Here is an 18,970-nt window from a genome sequence, read left to right as displayed (position 1 = left end):
GGATACTTTTATTGGGGAAATTTGAGACCTAGGCTCAAATTTTAGGAATGAGACTTACAAGCGCAAAGCGCTTCCGTCCCTTACTACTATATTTGAAGTCATTATACAACATCATAAACGTAGAGGCTCTCTATGATCCACCACTCAATGACTTCTCATAGTAGTAATGATAAAAGTATCCTGATAGGATACTTTTATTGGGGAAATTTGAGACCTAGGCTCAAATTTTAGGAATGAGACTCGCAAATGCGAGGCTGCTTCCGTCCCTTACTACTATATTTGAAGTCATTACAAAAACAATCGTTACTTTTTGAAGAAATTCCTCATCGTAAATAATGGTTTACTACGTACAATGTTTTCATCTCCAACAAATGTACGCATTTCTTTTAAACATTTTCCTGCATTTTTCACCACAAAATTAAATGAACCTGCAGATTTCGTATCTATAAAGAAACCACGAATATAACGATCCTTGAAGAACAATTGAGCACGTACTTTATCAATTTCATTCCAAGGGATTTGAATATAATCTTCCGGATTTTTTTCATTATAAAACTCAAACGCTCGATCACCAACAAGAATATCGCCGTGTTTATTTCCAATCCAACCAACAAATACATTGGCTTTCGTTGTAAAAATAACTTTTGTATTTAAAGACTGTGCCATAACTTTCTCCTTATTCATTAAACTGATAGCTCTATTCTATCATAAAACAAAAAAAGATGAACAGACTTTTAAATCTGTTCATCTCAAAATTGTATCTTAATTACATAATTCCTGTTACACGACCAAGAATACCTAGTGCAAATAATGCAAAGATAATTAAAATTGGACTTACTTTACGTTTTAATAACCACATACATGCGAATGTTAATAATAAAGCAGCAAAACCTGGAATTAATTGGTCTAAGTTATCTTGTAATGTAGTAACTTTTTCAGGAGTTAATGAAGTACCACCTGCTAATGCAGATAAGATTTTTTGTAATGTTGAACCATCAACAGCTCCATCTGGGAATTGAATGTATGCTCCTTCAGATAATTTAGCACGAGCAACAACTAATGGGAAGTTAATAGAAGTCCAACGTTGAACTAAAATCCCCATTACGAACATTCCTAAGATTGAAGCACCTTTAGTGATTGTTTGTAAAATACCACCTGATAAGTCACTTGTAATTTCAGAACCTTTTTGGTATCCAACTTCTTGTGTATACCATAAGAAACCAATACGGACTAAGTTCCAAGCAATAAAGAAGAATAATGGTGCAATTAATGAACCACCAGTTGCTAATGAAGCAGCAATTGCTCCAAGAATTGGACGAACTGTAAACCAGAATACTGGATCTCCAATACCTGCTAATGGTCCCATCATACCAACTTTAACCCCTTGAATAGCAGCATCATCGATATCTGCTCCGTTTGCTTTCTCTTCTTCAAGAGCTAATGTTACCCCAAGAATTGGAGCAGCAATATATGGGTGAGTATTAAAGAACTCTAAGTGACGTTTTAAAGCATCACTTGCTTCTTCTTTGTTAGGATATAATTTTTTAAGTGCTGGGATTAATGAGAATGCCCAACCACCATTTTGCATACGCTCATAGTTCCATGAACCTTGAAGGAACTGAGAACGTAACATTACGCTAATACGATCACTTTTCGTTAATGAAACTTTTTTCTCTGACATATCTGTTCCTCCATTCTAGTAATCATTTAAAATATCGCCAAGTGGGTCTCCTGAACCAGAGTTTGATCCTGAACCACCTGAGTTATTTTTTTGTAAGTTTAAGTAAATAACAGCAATTGCTAAACCAATAATACCAGTTGCAATTAATGTTAATTCTTTAATTGGTGCTAACGCGAAACCTAAGAAGAAGAATGGCCATACTTCTTTAGTTGCCATTAAGTTAATAACCATTGCATAACCAACGGCTACTACCATTCCCCCACCTACTGTCATACCACCAGTAAACCATGCTGGTAATGAACCTAAAGCAGCTTGTACTGCTGAAGAAGGGATGAATAATAAAGCTCCTGCAGGAATTGCGATACGTAACCCTTGTGTAGCTAATGCTACATAGTGCCAAAATTCAACACCACGGAAGTTACCTTGTTCTGCTGCTCTGTCAGCTTGGTGAACAAGAACAACTGATAAAGTACGAACAATCATAGTTGTTACTAAACCAACAGTTGCTAAAGTGATAGCTGCTGCAATCGCGATATTACGACCATCTGTAGAGAAGTCACCAGCTTTTACATAAATAATGGCAGATGCTACTGAAGCTAACGCTGCATCGGGAGCAACCGCTGCACCGATATTAGCCCAACCTAGAGCTAATAATTGTAAAGCTCCACCTAAAATAATACATTCAGATAAATGTCCTGTTGCTAATCCAATTAATGAACATGCAATAATTGGTTGATGGAATTGGAATTGGTCTAAAATACTCTCCATACCAGCTAAAAAGGCAACAACTAGGACTGCAATAATTGCTACAATATTAAAATCCATAATGACCTCCTATTAAATGTTTAATCCTTCGCCTGCTTTTGCAGCGATTAATTTGAATAAATCAGAAGGAGAATCTCCTGATACTTTTCTAACATCGAATTTCACGCCTAAATCACGTAATTTCTTATACGTATCAACATCTGCTTGGTCAACAGATAATACATTATTAATTTGAACTTTACCAACTGAATGAGCCATAGAACCAATATTTAATTCTGGAATTTCTACACCTTTTTCAATAACTGCTAAAGCATCTTGTGGATTTTCAAATAATAATAATGCTTTTGTATCGCCAAAACGTGGATCGTTATAAACTTGAACTAATTTATCCAATGGGATAACGTGAGCACGAACTCCTGGAGGAGCTGCTTGTTCAATTAATTTTTTACGTAAATCGTCTTTAGATACTGAATCAGAAACAACGATAATACGATTTGGATTTGTTGCTTTAGTCCAGTTAGTAGCAACTTGTCCGTGAAGTAAACGAGTATCAATACGAGCTAATACAAACTTAATTTTGCCATCCCCTAAAACTGTTCCTTCCGGAATAGCTCCTTTAGGTGCAACCGTTTGTTCTTCGGCTACTTCTTCTTTCTTTTGCAATTCTTCTGGGCGAACTTTTACCCCATCAATTGCAGTTGGAGCAATCGCTTGCGCAATTTCGTGAGCTGTATTCATTGAGAAACGACTCGCATACGCTTCGATTAACATTGGTAAGTTTAATCCAGCAACAATTGCACGGTGTTCTGGAGCTTCTTCAAACAATTTATTTGCTTGATTAAATGGACTACCGCCCCATAAATCGACTAAGAATAAAATTTCTTCTGAATCAACTTTCGCAATGGCTTCTTGCAATTTTCTTTGCAAATCATCTGGTCCTTCGCTTGGCATAAATACAACAGATTCAACTTTTTCTTGTTCTCCAAAAATCATTGAACCAGATTGCTTAATACCAGCAGCAAATTCACCATGGCTTGCAATAATAATTCCAACCATATGATTTCCTCCTATAAATCTATATTAATGCATCCTTTTATGCACCATTTGAAGTTTAACATTTAATTTTGTTTTTGTAAAAGAAAACCCTTTAATATTTAACAAAATATCTAACATAATACTTCATTTATTATAAAAATGGCATAAATATTACTTCCAAAATAAAAAATGACTTTTCAAAGTAGTATGGGTACAAGAAGTATTCTATACTTCTTGTACAGGTAAATTTGAGACCTTAGGCTCAAATTTTAGCCATGAGACCGAAGGTCTGCTGGCGTCCTAATACTACTTATCGAAAAGTCAATTTCTATATCTTATTCAGAATATAAATAAGAATAATCTTTTTGTCCTCCAATTCGACCAAATGGCCAAATTGTAAAGACTGCTTTTCCTTCAATCGCTGAACGATCAATAAACCCAATCATTCGACTATCTTTAGAAACACCACGATTATCCCCTAAAACAAAATACTTCCCTTCAGGTACTTTTGATTCACCAGTTAGACTCTCTAAAGTGAAATCATCCATAAATACCGTCTGTTTTGCCAATGCTTCAGTATTAATAAATGGTTGGTCTACTTTTTTTCCGTTAATATAAAGTACACCACTCTTCATCTCAATTGTATCTCCTGGCATACCAATGACCCGTTTAATATACTCAACATTTTCATCCGGTGCCTTTAGAATAACAACATCAAATCGATGAATATCTCCAACTTTAGAAAGTACCATTCGATCACCATTATGCAATGTTGGATACATTGAAGCACCACTCACTGTGAATGGTCTACCAAGGAAGAAATACACTCCCCCAACAATGATGAATGCTACTATAAATGACCAAATCCAAGACCAGATAATAGACAAAATCGAGGGCTTGTATTCATATTCATCTTCATAACTCATTCGAATCTCTCCTTATCATTCAGAATATAAATAAGAATAATCTTTTTGACCACCAATGCGATTCAACGGCCAAATCGTAAAGACTGCTTTTCCTTCAATCGCAGATCGATCAATAAATCCAATCAAGCGACTGTCTCTTGAAACCCCACGATTATCTCCCATTACAAAATATTTTCCTTCTGGTACAGTCGTTTCACCTGTTAAACCTTCTAAAGTAAAATCATCAATATAAACTGTTTTGTTTACCAGTATTTCTTTATTAATAAAAGGTTGTTCGACTACTTGACCATTTATATATAATTTACCTTCTTTTATCTCAATTGTATCTCCAGGCATCCCGATTACTCGTTTAATATACTCTTTATCTTGATCCGGAGCATGTAACACAACAACATCAAATCGATGAATATCTCCTAATTTTGACATAAACATGCGATCTGAATTATGTAGTGTAGGATACATCGATTGCCCACTTACCGTGAATGGTTTTCCTACAAAGACAAATAATAAAGCTAATATCGCAAATGATACTGCAAAGGAGGCTAACCAACTGAGTAATTCTTCCCATATTGTTCGCTTAGGAAGTTTTCTTTTACGCATATTACGAGGAATAAATGAACTAACTTCTTCCATTTAAAAACCTCCATTCTATTTTAGTAATTCTTTTGCTGCTTGATACTGTGTATCATTTTGTTGAATTAATGCTCTAACACTATCCATTAATTTTTGAGCACTCTCTTCATCCACTTCTCCTGTTGCAGTTAATCCTTCTTTTTGTTGATAAGATTTTACTGCATCTTTTGTACCTTCATCAAAATAGCCGTCTACAGTAACAGAATATCCTAATCCTTTTAGAATCGTTTCGGCAGAAAGTACATTTTGTGAAACTGAGCCTACTTTTAATGTTTCTTTCGCATCAATAATTTTTAAGAATGCGTAATCTGGTAAATTCACTTCTTTCGTTGGAGTGACCCCTTCTTTATGAATCCAATTTCCCTTTGGAGTTAACCATTTAGCATTCGTATATTTTAACTCACTATTATCAGTAATATCGACGACACTTTGTACAGTACCTTTGCCATAAGTTTTTGTACCTATAATTTGACCTCCAGCACCTTCTTTAATTGCTGCAGCTAAAATTTCAGAAGCACTTGCACTACCTTCATTTACTAGAAGAACATATGGCTGAGTAATTTTAAATTCACCAATGGATGAAGAAGCTTTATAGATTTTTTTCTCTCCAAATCTATCTTCTACTTGAACGATTGGTTCACCATCTTTTAAGAACATATTCGCAACTTTATATGCTTGATCTAAAAGTCCTCCAGGATTGTATCGTACATCGAATACAAAAGCTTTAGCACCCTTATCTGTCAAATCTTTCACCGCTTTTTCTAATTCTTCAGCTGTATTTTTTGCAAAACTAGTAATGCGAACATGACCAATTGTGGCATCCTCTTTATCCAATTCAGCTTTTACGGTATTAATCGCAATGCTAGCTCTAGTTAGTTTAACATCTAAAGAAGTGCCAGCACGTTCAATGGTTAATACAACATCTGTTCCAACTTCACCACGTACTTTCTTGACAACTTCAGAAATGGTCTTACCAGTCATATCTTCGCCATTAACTTTTGTAATGACATCATCCGCTTGAAGACCTACTTGTTGTGAAGGACTTCCTTCCATTGTAATACTAATCACTACTCGGCTTTGATCTGATTTTAATTCAGCTCCAATTCCTCCAAAGGCTCCATTAACTGTTTCATCTAATTGAGCTGTCTCATCATTCACTAAATAAGTAGTATAAGGATCTCCAACTGATTCAGCCATTCCTTTTAAAGCACCTTGAATTAATTGTTCACTTGTAACATCTTTATCTAAATAATTTTGTTTTAAATAATAAAATACTTTTTCAATTTGAAAAATTTCATTCTTTTTAAATATACCAAATGCATATTTATTATCTGCTTTTGGCAGTTGCGTAATCACTAATGCAACTGTTATAAAAACTGAAATGAGCATTGTAGCAATTAATGAAACGATAAATACCCAGAGTCGAATTCCTTTTTTAGGTGTTTTAACAACTTTTTCTTGATTTTCTTCCATATTTTTACCTACTTATTAACCGTTGTGAACTGTTTCTAAAGCAATTTCCATCATTTCATTAAATGTTTTTTCACGTTCTTCAGCAGTTGTTTCTTCACCTGTTAAAATATGGTCGCTAATCGTTACAATTGCTAGAGCTTGTTTTTTATGTTGTGCTGCTAATGCATATAAACCGGCAGCTTCCATTTCAATGGCTAATACGCCATATTCTTGTAATTTTTGTTTATTTAATTCAGCATTGTAGAAACGATCTGAAGATAAAATATTTCCAACGTGAACAGTTGCACCACGTTCTTTTGCTAAATGATAAGCTTTATCTAATAATTCAAATGATGCTAAAGGTGCAAAGTTAACTTGTCCTTGGAAGATATTTGTAATAATAGATGAATCCGTTGTAGCTCCTTGCGCTAAAACAATATCACGAACATTTACATCTGTTTGAATTGAACCAGCTGAACCAATACGAATAATTTTTTCAACACCAAATTCAGTATATAATTCATTTGCATAAATCATCATTGAAGGAATACCCATTCCACTACCTTGAACAGATACTCGTTTTCCTTTGTATAAACCTGTATATCCGAACATATTTCTTACACTATTATATTGTTCTACATCTGTTAAATAATGTTCAGCGATGTATTTAGCACGAAGTGGATCTCCTGGCATTAATACTACCTCAGCGATTTGTCCTTTTGTTGCATTAATATGTACACTCATGTGTAATCTCCTAACTGTCTTATAGACTTTAAATTTTTTCTTACTGTAGATATTCTACTATATTGTCATTAGAAATTGAAATAGAAAAAACAAATTCATTCGTTTTTAAATTAATTTTTTTTGCTTTAATCGTACTTCCTTCATGGATTCCTGATAAATTTAATAGAAAATACTGTTTTTCAGTATTTAATTGGAACCATTCTGGAAATTCCATTTGTTGTAATCTTCCTAAAGCTAAAAATACTGGTAACGAGAATCCTCCTAATTGAACAGATTGTATTTTTAATTGAATAGTTCCTTCTTCCGTTACATAGGGTACAGTCGTCATTTTATAAGGAACGGTTACTCCTAACGCATTCGCATCTCCTGTAATTTGAATGACAGAATCATTCATGACAAAATTTGGAAAACTTGGATTTTCTACTTGATTTTTTTTGGAAACAATTTCTAAAATATTTTGAATTTCATTTTTACTTAATGTGACTTCCATCCAATTCTCTCCTTGCTCAACAATTGGCATTGTTGAAATTTGATATTTAGCTCGATTAGGAATTAATGTAGAAATAATTACAAATAAATTGATTGCAATTAAGGCCAAAAAAGCAATTTTCCAATAATTCCTTTTCTTTTTAGTTCTTCTTAATGGTGTCATTCTATCACCTCTTTCATTTTTGTGAAAGTTATTATAATAAATTGATTCTACTCTTCTAAAAGAAAGGCTTGAAATACATTATTTCCTAAAAACTTTCCTTTATGTGTTAATGCAATTCCTTCAGCTGTTAGCTGGATTAATTCCTGGTCTAATAAATCCTCGATAATTTCTTGATAAATATCATTGATATTTTTACCAAATCGTTTAAAAAATTCTTGATTGGATACACCAGACATTTTTCTTAAACCTAAAAACATAAACTCTTCTATTTGAGATTTTTTACTTAATACATCCTTTTGTAAAACTGGAAGTTCAAAATTCCGTAATGGTTCTAAATAATGTTGAATTGGTCCACAATTTTGATAGCGTTCTTGATTTAAATAACCATGAGCACCCGCACCAAAACCTAAATACTCATCTGCTTTCCAGTAATGTAAATTATGTCTTGATTCAAAACCTGGTAGAGCATAATTACTAATTTCATAATGATGCCGTCCAAAACTTTCCATAGAATCCATAGCTAATTGAAACATATCTGCTTCCTCATCTTGCGATGGTAAAGGAAGCTTTCCTTGTCTCATTAAATTATAAAATACAGTCTTTTGTTCTAAAATTAAGGAATAAATCGAATAATGTGGCAAGTCCAACTCCATTGCAATTTTTAAACTATCTTCAAAATCTTGAATCGTTTGTTGAGGCAGTCTAAAAATCAAATCAATACTTATATTCTCAAAGCCTAGTTTTCGAGCATTTCCTATGGATTGTAAAACTGTCTTTTTACTATGTTTACGACCAATCTTCTTTAATAGTTCATCATTAAAGGATTGAACTCCCATACTGATACGATTAACCCCATATTCTTTCATCACTTCTAAGCGTTCTAATTGCCCATCGTCTGGATTTAATTCCATTGAAAATTCACAATTTTTTTCTAGTGGTAAATAGCGATGAATTCCTTCAAATAAAGTTGCTAATTGCTTAGGCGTTAAAGTTGAAGGTGTTCCTCCCCCGATATATAACGTCTCTAAAGGAGAGATGGGATGAGCTTCTGCTCGTAATTGCATTTCTCTTACTAATAAATCAACATATTCATCAACCGGTTGCCCTTCAATAAATACCTTATTAAAATCGCAATAATAGCAAATATGAGAACAAAATGGAATATGAATATAAGCTGCTCTTACTGCGTTCATTTGTCTCTCCTTATTCTTTTGGTTTATTTTCCCGAATTTGTTGAATCACTGCTTCATCCGGAGTAATATACGTATTTTGTTGTCCTTCATATACGACAAATCCTGGTTTAGATCCATTTGGCTTTCTAATTTTCGAAACAGAAACATAGTCCACAGGAACAGTTGCTGAATGACGGTATTTAGAATAGTATGCCGCTAACATGGCTGCTTGACCAATTGTTTCATCCGTTGGATTAGCTGACTCTACAATGACGTGTGACCCAGGAATATTTTGGGCATGTAACCATAAGTATTCTTTTTTCGCTTGTTTTAACGTTAAATGATCATTTTGTAAATTATTTCTACCTACTAAAATTCTTGTACCGTCATTTGAATAGAATACATACGGCTTTGAAGGTTTTACTTTTTGTTTTCCTTTTTTTAAAGCAGAACGTTTTAAGTAACCATTTGCTACTAATTCTTCTCGAATAATTTCTAAGTTTTGCACATCTGCTTCTTCAATTTGATATAACACTTGTTCTAAATATTGAATTTCTTGTTGAGTAACTTCCTGTTGTTTTTCAATATGTTCAATTGAATTTCTCGATTTTTGATATTTTTTAAAATAAGCTTGTGCATTTTGTGAAGGTGTCAACCACGTAGACAATGGAATAGTTAATAATTCATTATTGTCATAATAATTCTCCACTTGAATTTCAGTTTGCCCTTTTTCAATTTGATACAAGCAAGTATTTAATAACTCCCCTTTAATACGGTATTGTTCAGCTTTCTCACTCTTTTGTAAATCTTCTTCAAATTTAACGAGCTTTTCTCGATTTTTCTTTAATTCCGATTTCAACATTTGAAGTAAATTTCCAGCTAACTGTTGGATTTTTTCTTCCTGAACTTTATGAACATAATAAGCTGTTAATAATTCAGATAATGTTTCAAACGATTGATTTTCAGCATTTTGGAATGAATAATAAGGACAAACTGTGAAATAGCTTTTTCCATTAGATAATTTTGCTAGAGTTGGAGTTGGCTTCTCATTATTTTGTTCTAAAAACTTCCATAAACTCTCAGCAATCGTCTCATCAAACATCATAGAACGTTCAACAATTTCATTAGCAGTTAGGGTACTTATCCCTTGTACAAGACTCATTAGTGATTTTGTAAGAGAATCTTCACCTAATCCCTTTGTTAATCTAGCATCTAGTTCAAATAACGTCATTTCAAAAGGATTCAGTTTTGTTTGGTGAGGAGGTAATTGATAAGTAGCCCCCGGTTGTAAAGTACGATAAGTATTTTGACTCAATGGAATTCGTTTTAAACAATCAATAATCTGCTGACTTCTTCGATCCACTAAGAAAACATTACTATGTTTTCCCATCATTTCAAGTGTCAAACGCCATTTCGCTTCGTCTCCAAGTTCATCTCTTGTATCTACATCTAAATGAATAATACGGTCAGCACCAACTTGAGTAAAATCTTGAATAATCGCTCCTTCCAGATATTTTCTTAAAATCATACAAAAATTCGGAGCAATCTCAGGGTTATCCCCTTTTTCAGTAATAAACTGGAAACGTGCCATCATAGGATGAGCACATAATAATAATAAATAATTTTTACGATTTGAACGAATTGTTAATTGAATTTCATAAGGAAGAGGTTGATGAATTTTACTAATTCTCCCTCCAATAATTTCTTTAGAAACTTCATCCGTCATCCATTTTGTAAATAAACCATCAAATGTCATAAGTTCCTCCATATAGATAAAAAAATAGATTTGAATTTATCTAATTATAAATCCAAATCTATTATATTTTGTTTCATCGTTAGATTAGATTTTACTGTTAAACTCTACTCTATTGTAACGATTTTTGACTTAATTATCTACTGATATGGTATGAAATTCATAGACGATACATACAATTAGCTTTATCATAATGTAGCTACGGCGCAAGCAGCCAGCAAAAGCTGTCTCATTGCTAAAAATCGAGCCTAGGTCTCGATTTTTCCGACAATAAATACCTAACAGGTATTTATTGTATCAGCTACTTTGAAAAGCTAATTGTATTTTTGACTAATGCTCATGAATTCTCGAAAAAATACGGTCTGTTCTGTTGTAGATACGCAAATAAAAAAACTTTAAATTCTAGTCACCAGGTGTTAAAAATCGATACTGTCGCCGAAATCATTATATTAATCAAAGCAATACTTATAGATATTTTATACGGTTTTAGTACTGTTAAAAGATTCCTTAAAATTAACTTCTAAATATTATAATTAATCATTTATTAACCTCTTTTTGACTTTCAAATAGATTAATATGAGTAAAATCAAATTCCAAAATAATAATAGAATATGACTAGAAGACATTGCTGATATTTTGAAACTTTCAGAAATAGTTTCAGTATAGATGTATGGTAAAGCTACAGGAAATACACGTTCAATATAGGGGATAACTAATATTGGGAATAGCAATAAAGTAGCTAACGCTGTCATCGAACTCTTAAAAAATAAAGTTAAATAATATGAAATTAAGAAACACAAAATACTACTAAAAAGATAAGAGAAAAACTGTATTATGCTAACTTCTTTAATAGTTCCTTTAAAAATGAAGAAACTTACAATAATTAAAAATATTAGAATGGCTTGTAATACACAATTTATCAACTCAACAATAATAATTTTTTGTGTACTGTTATTTTTGTTTCCCGTTAATAAATAAACAATTTTAGATTCTGAATTCTCGACTTCCATAGAGCCATTTATCAGACCGCCTATCATAAATAAATAAGATGCAATTACCAAAATTTGATTATTGGATAGTATAATATTATTATCATTTATTTCAAATGTTATCAAACTAAGAATACAGATAAATAAAGTAAGCAAGAATTGACTTAAAATTTGTATTTTCACTGCAATCAAACTATATTTTTTATACATAAGAGCATATATCATTTCATTCATGTTTCTTCTCCTTCTTATTTTTATACCAAGCTTTAATATACATCATTATAGTTACTATTGATGCTTGAGATAATAATAATAATAAACCATACAGTTCTGAAGGATTGTTATTTTCTACTCTTCCAAATGCAAATGACTTAGCACCTGTTAACGGAAATAAATTTTCTAGCGTCGGAGAAACAACTCTCAATATGCCTGATAAAGTTATAACAAGAATACTTACAATAATTATGACAGATGGAATAGGCTTTCTTGTTATCTGTACTAAAAACATTGAAAGCAATGTCAATGTTATGGAAAAGATAATAATTCTTAACGTTACTTCTAAAATAAGACCTATGTTAAGATAATTTTGTAATGTTTCATCTAACATCGCATAGAGCATTCCACTATTGATTAAAGATAGAACAACTGTCAACGTACTGGATACAATTATTCCAGAGCAAATCTGACCTGTTAAAACCGTCTGCCATTTTGGTGTTAATAATTTAGTCAGTGATTCCTGTCCAAATTTGTACTCCGTAGATAGAATCAGTGCAAATAAGATTGGAAAAAATAAAATACTAGATTGGTAAGGGGATGATAATATCGCATCTCTAACTGTTTGAAACCCTGTTAATTGACTAGTCGTATCTTCAAGTATAAGAATCTCTGTATGACCATTTGCTATCGCATTGATTACTTGAATATTTTGAAAGGTAAAGAATACACTAATTCCAATCACAATTGCTACTCCTCTCAAAAAGAGTGGCAATGAGAATATTTTGTATAATTCACTACGAATATTTTTCATAAAGTTTACCCCCATCTAATTTTTAACAGATTTAAAATAGGCTTCCTCAAAAGAGCCATATTCTTCAAGAACATCTTTGCTACTACCATCAATTACTATCTTACCATTTGATAATCCTACAATTTTATCAACTGTAAGTTCTAATTCATTCATATAATGACTTGTGATTAAAACTATTTTACCGCCTCTAACAAATTCTCTTAGAAACTCTCTAACCCATCTAATTCCATCTGGATCGAGTCCATTAATTGGTTCATCCAAAATAAGTATTTTAGGATTCGCTAAAATAGCCGTAGCCAGCCCCAGTCTTTGTTTCATTCCAAGAGAGTAGTCTTTTATCCTTTTATTACCAACATCCTGAAGACCAACTAATTTTAAACATTCTAAACATCTCTGCTTTTCTATACCACTCGTTAAAGCAATCCATCTCAAGTGACTATAGGCTGTCCTTGTTGGATTAGGTTGAAAACTATCTAGAAATGCACCTACATATCTGAAGGGGTATTTTCCTAATTCTTCATAATTTTTTCCATCAAAAGTTGCCCTGCCTTCGTCTGGTGAAACCAATCCTAGCAATATTTTTATTAAAGTTGACTTACCAGACCCATTTGGACCAATTAATGCTGTTATTTCTCCCTCTTTTGCCGTAAACGAAACTTCTGAAAGAACACTCTTACTACTAAAACCTTTGCTAATTTTCTCAAATTGTATCATTTATCTTTTCCACCTTTTACAAATATTTTTTTGAAACTTAATCTTTATAATTGGTATACCATCAAATGCCACCCATAAATGCCATCTACATTTCATGTTATACAAAATAATTATCAGAAAAATATCAGAAATTCTGATTTCTATAAAAGTTTTTTTAATTCTAGATTATCTTATAGATACTAGTAATATAAATAAAAGACTGTAAATAAAAAATCGCCACCTTAAACAAGATGACGAAAGGTCTTATCAATTTAAAGAGTGAAGATTTTACTAGTTAAAAACTAGCAAGATATAACTTTTCAGAAATAAATTTGCAAGATTAATGGCATAAAAATATTTGAGCGCTAAAGGCTATACTGGTATAGAAATAGTGACAAGAGCACCATTTTCAAAGTTACTCAACTTTATCTCTCCACCATGAATTTTCGCTACCCGATTAACAAATGCTAGTCCAATTCCGAAATGACTTCCTTGTTCTGAATTTATTTCCTGATTGTCTTGATAGAAAAGTAAGCCGTATTTCTCAAGTATATTCTCCGAAAATGAAGAATCACTATTCCAGATAGAAATGTAAAAATTATTATCTATTAACTGATATTCTACTCTTATGACTGGATAATTGTTTGTAGAATGTTCAATCGCATTATTGATTATATTTAGGATACCTCGTAGAAATAGATTTAGATTAAGTGTTAAATTAATAGGGATTGGTAGGTTATTTGAAAATTGGATTTTAGCCTTTTTATCAGTACGTAACTTAATTTCTTGTTCAAATAATTCAACTAAGTAATCCGAGGAGAAACTCTCCCAATTAGAAGTATCATTATAGAATGTTTTAGAATAATTGATTAGTTGGTTAAAGTATTTATTAAGTTGTTGGCTAGCAAGTTCGATATCTCCTAAACATTGACCAATATTTCCAGTAATATCCAAAGATTTTAAAAATTCAGCATTACCTTGAATAATTGTTAAAGGTGTTTTCAAATCGTGCGCTGCAGCTGAGACTTGAAACATCAGTTCCTTTTTTTGCTGTTTTTCAGATTGAATCATTTTATTTATCGTTAACTGCATTTCCTGAATTTTTTGTCTTGTTTCAATCAGTTCAATTAAAGTTAACTTAGCTGAGGATTGTTCATTTATATCACCCAGTAGACTTTGATTATAAACAATATTTGTTTCTTGCTTAATCTTTTCTAAAAGATTACTAATATTTTTAGCTATAATAGAAAATAAAATCAGACTAATATAAATCCAAGAAATCGTGCTGAAATAGATGGTAAATGCTCCTGCATTTTTTTCTGTAATATTAGTAAATGCAGTGAATAACATTGGTAATAAATAAAATAGAAAAAGACTAATAAGAAATTGTCTTAAAATCTTAAAGTATGTTTGTTTAATCAGTTGGTTAAAAGTCAGAGCGTTATCCACTGATAACCACCTCCCCAGATTGTTTTAATTGGATTAATTTCATAAGGTTTTAATTTTTGCCTGATTTGGTATACATACTCTGTAATTGACCTCCCCTGAGTTTCAGAATCATGAGGGTAAAGATAATCAAAGAGTTCTTCGTTTGAAAATATTCTATTAGGATTGCTGGAGAGTAACAAAATTAATTGAAATTCTCTTTTTGTAGTGGGAATATGTATATCCACAATTCTTAGCTCTTCTTTAATTTTATCAATTGTAAGAGGTCCAAACTGTAGAATCTCACTGGAATTATTATTGCGTACTTCTCGACGGATATGCATCTGTACTCTTGCAACTAGTTCAGGTATACTGAATGGCTTTGTGATATAGTCATCTGCACCAGATTGAATGCCATATACAATATCCTCTTCTAAATTTTTGGCTGTTAAAAATATGATTGGAACAGAAATAAATTCTCGGATATACTTACAGATTTCAATTCCACTATGAGGCATCATGATATCTAAAATAATTAAATCATAGCCAATAAAATGACAGATATCAATTTCTGGAATAGACGTTCGTGTGTCGACTAGAAAGTTTTTATTCTCTAGAACATTTTGAATAAGTCTTAAAATGGCAATATCATCATCTATGACTAGGACTTTATATTTCATAATTAGCTCTCCTTTGAAAATATTCAAACACATTCTAGCATAATTTATCAGTAGTACACAATTACGAAAATCAGTTTTAAACGTCCATTCTAAAATATCCGCAAAAAAAAATTGGCTTTGCAATGTAGCTAAAACCCTATAAGTCATTTTTGACTTATAGGGTAGGAAAAATCGAGACCAAGGCTCGATTTTTAGCAATGAGACAGCATTTGCTGGCTGCTTGCGTCCTAAGCTACATTAATATAAAGCCATATTTTATCTTTTTATTTTGCAAGTAATTGCGCAATTTCAATAATGACATCACGTGCTTTTTCCATTGATTCTACAGCGACGAATTCGTAACGTCCGTGGAAGTTTTCTCCACCTGCAAAAATGTTTGGAGTTGGTAAGCCCATAAATGAAATTTTAGAACCGTCTGTACCACCACGAATTGGTTCAATAATTGGCGTAATTGATAAATTTTCCATTGCTTTTTGAGCAACTTCAACAGCTCTAAAGTCTTTTTCAATGATTTCAGCCATATTGTAATATTGGTCTTTCATTTCAATTGAAATACGATTGCTATCTAATGATGCATTTAGTCTATCTGCAACTAATTGTAAATAAGCTTTTTTCGCTTCGAATAATGTACGATCATGGTCACGAATAATATAAACTAATTTTGCTTCTTCAACAACACCATTAGCATACATTAAGTGATAGAATCCTTCACGTCCAGAAGTATGTTCTGGTACTTCAAATTCAGGTAATGCATTTTGGAATTGACGTGCTAGTTCTAAAGCATTCACCATTGTATCTTTTGCAGTTCCTGGGTGAACATTTTTCCCTTGGAAAGTAATTTCAGCTTGAGCAGCATTGAAACTTTCGTATTCTAATTCTCCAACTGGGCCTCCGTCCATTGTATAGGCAAAGTCGCAGCCAAATTCTTCAACATCAAATAAATCAGCACCACGTCCAATCTCTTCATCTGGACCAAATGCTACACGAATTTTTCCGTGTTCGATTTCAGGATGTGCTAATAAGTATGCACCTGCTGTTACAATTTCACTAACACCTGCTTTATCGTCAGCTCCTAATAAAGTTGTACCATCTGTTGTAATTAATGTTTTACCAACATAATTTTTTAAATTAGGGAAATCTTTTGGTGATAAAACAAATTTTCCTTCTTTATCTAATACAATCGCTTCACCATCATAATTTTCATGGAATTGAGGTTGTACATTACGAGCTTCAAAATCAGCTGTATCTACGTGAGCAATAAATCCAACAACTGGTACTTCTTTTGTAGTCGTAGCTGGAATTGTTGCTGTTACGAAGCTATTTTTAGGATTTAATCTAACATCTTGATAGCCTAATGCTACTAATTCTTCTACTAAGTCTTTTAAAAACTCTGTTTGACTTGGTGTTGATGGAACAGTTGTGCTTGCTTCATCTGAACGAGTTTCTTTTTTTACATAACGAATAAAACGATCAACTAATTGATTTGGCATATTACATTCCTACTTTCTTCTTATAAAAATTCAAATGGATCCGTAAAAGTCGTACTTTTAATGACATTTACATTCCAATTTTCTTCTTGATTCCATTGTACAAGCCAGTTCGCTAATTTTTCAATACAAACGACTTCAATATGATGCCCTGCATCCACTAATAACATTGGTGACTCTTGAATATCATGAGCGACATGATACGTAATGTCTCCTGTTACAAATGCATCTGCCCCTTTGCTAACAGCTGCTTGATAAAAACTTCCACCAGAACCGCCTAAAACGGCAACTTTACGAATTTTGTGTATCGAACGATTTCTTGGAGTAACAAAACGTAATCCTTTTAATTGAAATTGATTTTTCACATAAGTGACAAATTCTTCAACAGATAATGCTTCAGGTAATTGTCCAATACGTCCAATCCCGATTGTTTTTGCATCATTTTCTAATGCCCAGACTTCATAAGCTGGAACTTCATAAGGATGACTAGCTTTCATAGCAGTAATAATAGCGTCTACTTGGTTTTCATAACAAATAACTTCTACTTTTTCCTCTGCTACTTGTTCTGGTTGATTCACTTGTCCAATGGCAGGATTTGCTCCTTCAGTTGGGGTGAAACGACCTACTCCACTAGTTGTAAAACTACATTCTTTATAACAATCACCAATTTGTCCTGCTCCCGCTTCATGCATTGCTTGTCGAACTGTGCTTGCTTGTTCTTTTGGTACGAACACAGCAATTTTCATTTGACGAAGTTTTCCTGTTGGAGATAGTACTTCTACTTCTTCTAATTGAAGGACTTCACTTAACCAATCATTAACTCCACCTGAAACAACATCTAAGTTTGTATGAGCTGCATAAATGGCAATATCATGTTTTAAAATGTCTTGATACATTTTATGTTGCTGATTTGTTAAATCAAATTGTTGTACAGGTCTAAAAATCGGTGGATGATGTGCAATAATTAAATCGACATTTTTTTCAATAGCTTCTTGAATGACAGAAGGACGAATATCTAAAGTCGTCATTACTACTTGAACTTCTTGATTCCAATCTCCAAAATGTAAGCCAATAGGGTCTTTCCCCATTGCTAAAGATTTTGGAACTCTTTGTTCAAATTTACGAATAATATCTCTAACGGTTGGCATTGTCAATCAATCCTTTCAATTCAAGATATTGATGATTAAATTTCTCTACTTTATCAGTTGGAACTTCTTTACTATTTTTCAATTGCGCTAAAATTTCTTCAATTTTACGTAACTGACGTTCCCATTTACGAATCACCAACTCTGTTGGCTTCTCTATTAATTTTGGACCAAATTTAATTTGCGTATCTGTTAGTGGCAAGCTCTGTTCTCTTTTTTCAGCTACAATAATTTCATATAAGCGATGATGATCTTCTACCACAACTTCTTCTAAAATTTCATAGTGATGTTCCACTAGCCACTGTCTTAATAAATGTTCTGCAACATTTGGCTGTAATACTAATCTTTCTTTACCCGTTAATGTACCCTTTACTCGACCTTGTTCCAAAATACGAGCAATTAATTCTCCACCCATTCCACAAATAGAAATGGCTGTAACTTCGTCTTCAGAAGTAACGACATCTAATCCATCTCCTAAACGCACAGAAATCTTATCATTTAGAACATAATCTTGAACCGTTTGTTGGGCAGACTCGAAAGGACCTTTTACAACTTCTCCAGCAATAGCTCTAGTAATCAATCCTTGCTGTATTGCATAAACCGGTAAATAAGCATGGTCAGAACCAACATCGCATAATAATGTCGCTCCTTCTAAAAAAGAAGCAACTGTTTTTAGTCTTGGGCTTAATTCTACTGACATCTCTTACTCCT

19 protein-coding genes are annotated in these 18,970 nt (G+C 32.6%); all 19 read right to left on the bottom strand.

Annotated features, from left to right (window positions below; translation table 11 throughout):
* Positions 1-303: 303 nt before the first annotated feature.
* The 19 genes from RYK07_RS05300 to RYK07_RS05210 all read right to left on the bottom strand — a co-directional run bounded on the left by RYK07_RS05300 (position 304) and on the right by RYK07_RS05210 (position 18,959).
* Positions 304-666, bottom strand: coding sequence for a DUF956 family protein (locus tag RYK07_RS05300; protein ID WP_314256575.1), 363 nt, complete (start codon positions 664-666; stop codon positions 304-306).
* Positions 667-766: 100 nt separating this feature from the next.
* Positions 767-1,681 (bottom strand): PTS system mannose/fructose/sorbose family transporter subunit IID, encoded by a 915-nt coding sequence (locus RYK07_RS05295; protein ID WP_314256577.1) that lies wholly within the window; start codon positions 1,679-1,681, stop codon positions 767-769.
* 15 nt (positions 1,682-1,696) lie between these two features.
* Positions 1,697-2,509, bottom strand: coding sequence for a mannose/fructose/sorbose family PTS transporter subunit IIC (locus RYK07_RS05290; RefSeq protein WP_211228175.1), 813 nt, complete (start codon positions 2,507-2,509; stop codon positions 1,697-1,699).
* A gap of 9 nt (positions 2,510-2,518) precedes the next feature.
* Positions 2,519-3,502 carry a mannose/fructose/sorbose PTS transporter subunit IIA gene (locus tag RYK07_RS05285; RefSeq protein ID WP_314852767.1) on the bottom strand — a complete coding sequence of 328 codons (984 nt, stop codon included), beginning with the start codon at positions 3,500-3,502 and terminating at the stop codon, positions 2,519-2,521.
* Positions 3,503-3,816: 314 nt separating this feature from the next.
* On the bottom strand, positions 3,817-4,407 hold the full coding sequence (gene lepB / locus RYK07_RS05280; RefSeq protein ID WP_314451387.1) for a signal peptidase I: 591 nt from the start codon (positions 4,405-4,407) through the stop codon (positions 3,817-3,819).
* A gap of 15 nt (positions 4,408-4,422) precedes the next feature.
* Positions 4,423-5,040 (bottom strand): signal peptidase I, encoded by a 618-nt coding sequence (gene lepB, locus RYK07_RS05275; protein WP_314451388.1) that lies wholly within the window; start codon positions 5,038-5,040, stop codon positions 4,423-4,425.
* A gap of 15 nt (positions 5,041-5,055) precedes the next feature.
* A complete protein-coding gene (locus tag RYK07_RS05270) occupies positions 5,056-6,513 on the bottom strand; it encodes a S41 family peptidase (RefSeq protein ID WP_314852765.1) in 1,458 nt (485 codons plus the stop codon).
* A 15-nt stretch (positions 6,514-6,528) separates the two neighbouring features.
* On the bottom strand, positions 6,529-7,236 hold the full coding sequence (deoD, locus tag RYK07_RS05265; protein ID WP_314451392.1) for a purine-nucleoside phosphorylase: 708 nt from the start codon (positions 7,234-7,236) through the stop codon (positions 6,529-6,531).
* Between the two features lie 40 nt (positions 7,237-7,276).
* Positions 7,277-7,888 (bottom strand): DUF2140 family protein, encoded by a 612-nt coding sequence (locus RYK07_RS05260; protein WP_314451394.1) that lies wholly within the window; start codon positions 7,886-7,888, stop codon positions 7,277-7,279.
* A gap of 47 nt (positions 7,889-7,935) precedes the next feature.
* Complete coding sequence (gene hemW / locus RYK07_RS05255; protein ID WP_314852763.1) at positions 7,936-9,081, bottom strand: radical SAM family heme chaperone HemW; 1,146 nt, start codon at positions 9,079-9,081, stop codon at positions 7,936-7,938.
* 10 nt (positions 9,082-9,091) lie between these two features.
* On the bottom strand, positions 9,092-10,816 hold the full coding sequence (locus RYK07_RS05250; protein WP_314852762.1) for an NFACT RNA binding domain-containing protein: 1,725 nt from the start codon (positions 10,814-10,816) through the stop codon (positions 9,092-9,094).
* A gap of 530 nt (positions 10,817-11,346) precedes the next feature.
* Positions 11,347-12,036, bottom strand: coding sequence for a hypothetical protein (locus RYK07_RS05245; protein WP_314852761.1), 690 nt, complete (start codon positions 12,034-12,036; stop codon positions 11,347-11,349).
* A complete protein-coding gene (locus RYK07_RS05240; protein WP_314852760.1) occupies positions 12,029-12,829 on the bottom strand; it encodes a hypothetical protein in 801 nt (266 codons plus the stop codon). Before RYK07_RS05240 ends, RYK07_RS05245 begins: the two co-directional genes overlap by 8 nt.
* Positions 12,830-12,844: 15 nt before the next feature.
* Positions 12,845-13,543, bottom strand: coding sequence for an ATP-binding cassette domain-containing protein (locus RYK07_RS05235; protein WP_314852758.1), 699 nt, complete (start codon positions 13,541-13,543; stop codon positions 12,845-12,847).
* Between the two features lie 351 nt (positions 13,544-13,894).
* Positions 13,895-14,971: a HAMP domain-containing sensor histidine kinase gene (locus RYK07_RS05230; protein ID WP_314852757.1), complete on the bottom strand. Its 1,077-nt coding sequence runs from the start codon at positions 14,969-14,971 to the stop codon at positions 13,895-13,897.
* The gene (locus RYK07_RS05225; RefSeq protein ID WP_314678947.1) at positions 14,956-15,627 is read right to left on the bottom strand and encodes a response regulator transcription factor; all 672 of its coding nucleotides are present in this window, start codon (positions 15,625-15,627) and stop codon (positions 14,956-14,958) included. The genes RYK07_RS05230 and RYK07_RS05225 overlap by 16 nt, the downstream gene beginning before the upstream one ends.
* Positions 15,628-15,890: 263 nt before the next feature.
* Positions 15,891-17,117: a peptidase T gene (gene pepT / locus RYK07_RS05220; protein ID WP_314852754.1), complete on the bottom strand. Its 1,227-nt coding sequence runs from the start codon at positions 17,115-17,117 to the stop codon at positions 15,891-15,893.
* Positions 17,118-17,137: 20 nt separating this feature from the next.
* On the bottom strand, positions 17,138-18,262 hold the full coding sequence (locus RYK07_RS05215) for a Nif3-like dinuclear metal center hexameric protein (protein ID WP_314852753.1): 1,125 nt from the start codon (positions 18,260-18,262) through the stop codon (positions 17,138-17,140).
* Positions 18,249-18,959 (bottom strand): class I SAM-dependent methyltransferase, encoded by a 711-nt coding sequence (locus RYK07_RS05210; protein ID WP_314852751.1) that lies wholly within the window; start codon positions 18,957-18,959, stop codon positions 18,249-18,251. Before RYK07_RS05210 ends, RYK07_RS05215 begins: the two co-directional genes overlap by 14 nt.
* Positions 18,960-18,970: the final 11 nt, after the last annotated feature.

Origin of the sequence: uncultured Granulicatella sp., assembly GCF_963528315.1 — a bacterium.
Classification (GTDB): Bacteria; Bacillota; Bacilli; order Lactobacillales; family Aerococcaceae; genus Granulicatella.
The sequence above is the reverse complement of the archived record's forward strand: the minus strand, read 5'-3'. Positions and strand labels throughout refer to the sequence as shown.

Coding starts and splice junctions, on each gene's coding strand:
- RYK07_RS05300 (WP_314256575.1), bottom strand. CDS start 666: ATGGCACAGTCTTTAAATACAAAAGTTATTTTTACAACGAAAGCCAAT.
- RYK07_RS05295 (WP_314256577.1), bottom strand. CDS start 1,681: ATGTCAGAGAAAAAAGTTTCATTAACGAAAAGTGATCGTATTAGCGTA.
- RYK07_RS05285 (WP_314852767.1), bottom strand. CDS start 3,502: ATGGTTGGAATTATTATTGCAAGCCATGGTGAATTTGCTGCTGGTATT.
- lepB (WP_314451387.1), bottom strand. CDS start 4,407: ATGAGTTATGAAGATGAATATGAATACAAGCCCTCGATTTTGTCTATT.
- lepB (WP_314451388.1), bottom strand. CDS start 5,040: ATGGAAGAAGTTAGTTCATTTATTCCTCGTAATATGCGTAAAAGAAAA.
- RYK07_RS05270 (WP_314852765.1), bottom strand. CDS start 6,513: ATGGAAGAAAATCAAGAAAAAGTTGTTAAAACACCTAAAAAAGGAATT.
- deoD (WP_314451392.1), bottom strand. CDS start 7,236: ATGAGTGTACATATTAATGCAACAAAAGGACAAATCGCTGAGGTAGTA.
- RYK07_RS05260 (WP_314451394.1), bottom strand. CDS start 7,888: ATGACACCATTAAGAAGAACTAAAAAGAAAAGGAATTATTGGAAAATT.
- hemW (WP_314852763.1), bottom strand. CDS start 9,081: ATGAACGCAGTAAGAGCAGCTTATATTCATATTCCATTTTGTTCTCAT.
- RYK07_RS05250 (WP_314852762.1), bottom strand. CDS start 10,816: ATGACATTTGATGGTTTATTTACAAAATGGATGACGGATGAAGTTTCT.
- RYK07_RS05245 (WP_314852761.1), bottom strand. CDS start 12,036: ATGAATGAAATGATATATGCTCTTATGTATAAAAAATATAGTTTGATT.
- RYK07_RS05240 (WP_314852760.1), bottom strand. CDS start 12,829: ATGAAAAATATTCGTAGTGAATTATACAAAATATTCTCATTGCCACTC.
- RYK07_RS05235 (WP_314852758.1), bottom strand. CDS start 13,543: ATGATACAATTTGAGAAAATTAGCAAAGGTTTTAGTAGTAAGAGTGTT.
- RYK07_RS05225 (WP_314678947.1), bottom strand. CDS start 15,627: ATGAAATATAAAGTCCTAGTCATAGATGATGATATTGCCATTTTAAGA.
- pepT (WP_314852754.1), bottom strand. CDS start 17,117: ATGCCAAATCAATTAGTTGATCGTTTTATTCGTTATGTAAAAAAAGAA.
- RYK07_RS05215 (WP_314852753.1), bottom strand. CDS start 18,262: ATGCCAACCGTTAGAGATATTATTCGTAAATTTGAACAAAGAGTTCCA.
- RYK07_RS05210 (WP_314852751.1), bottom strand. CDS start 18,959: ATGTCAGTAGAATTAAGCCCAAGACTAAAAACAGTTGCTTCTTTTTTA.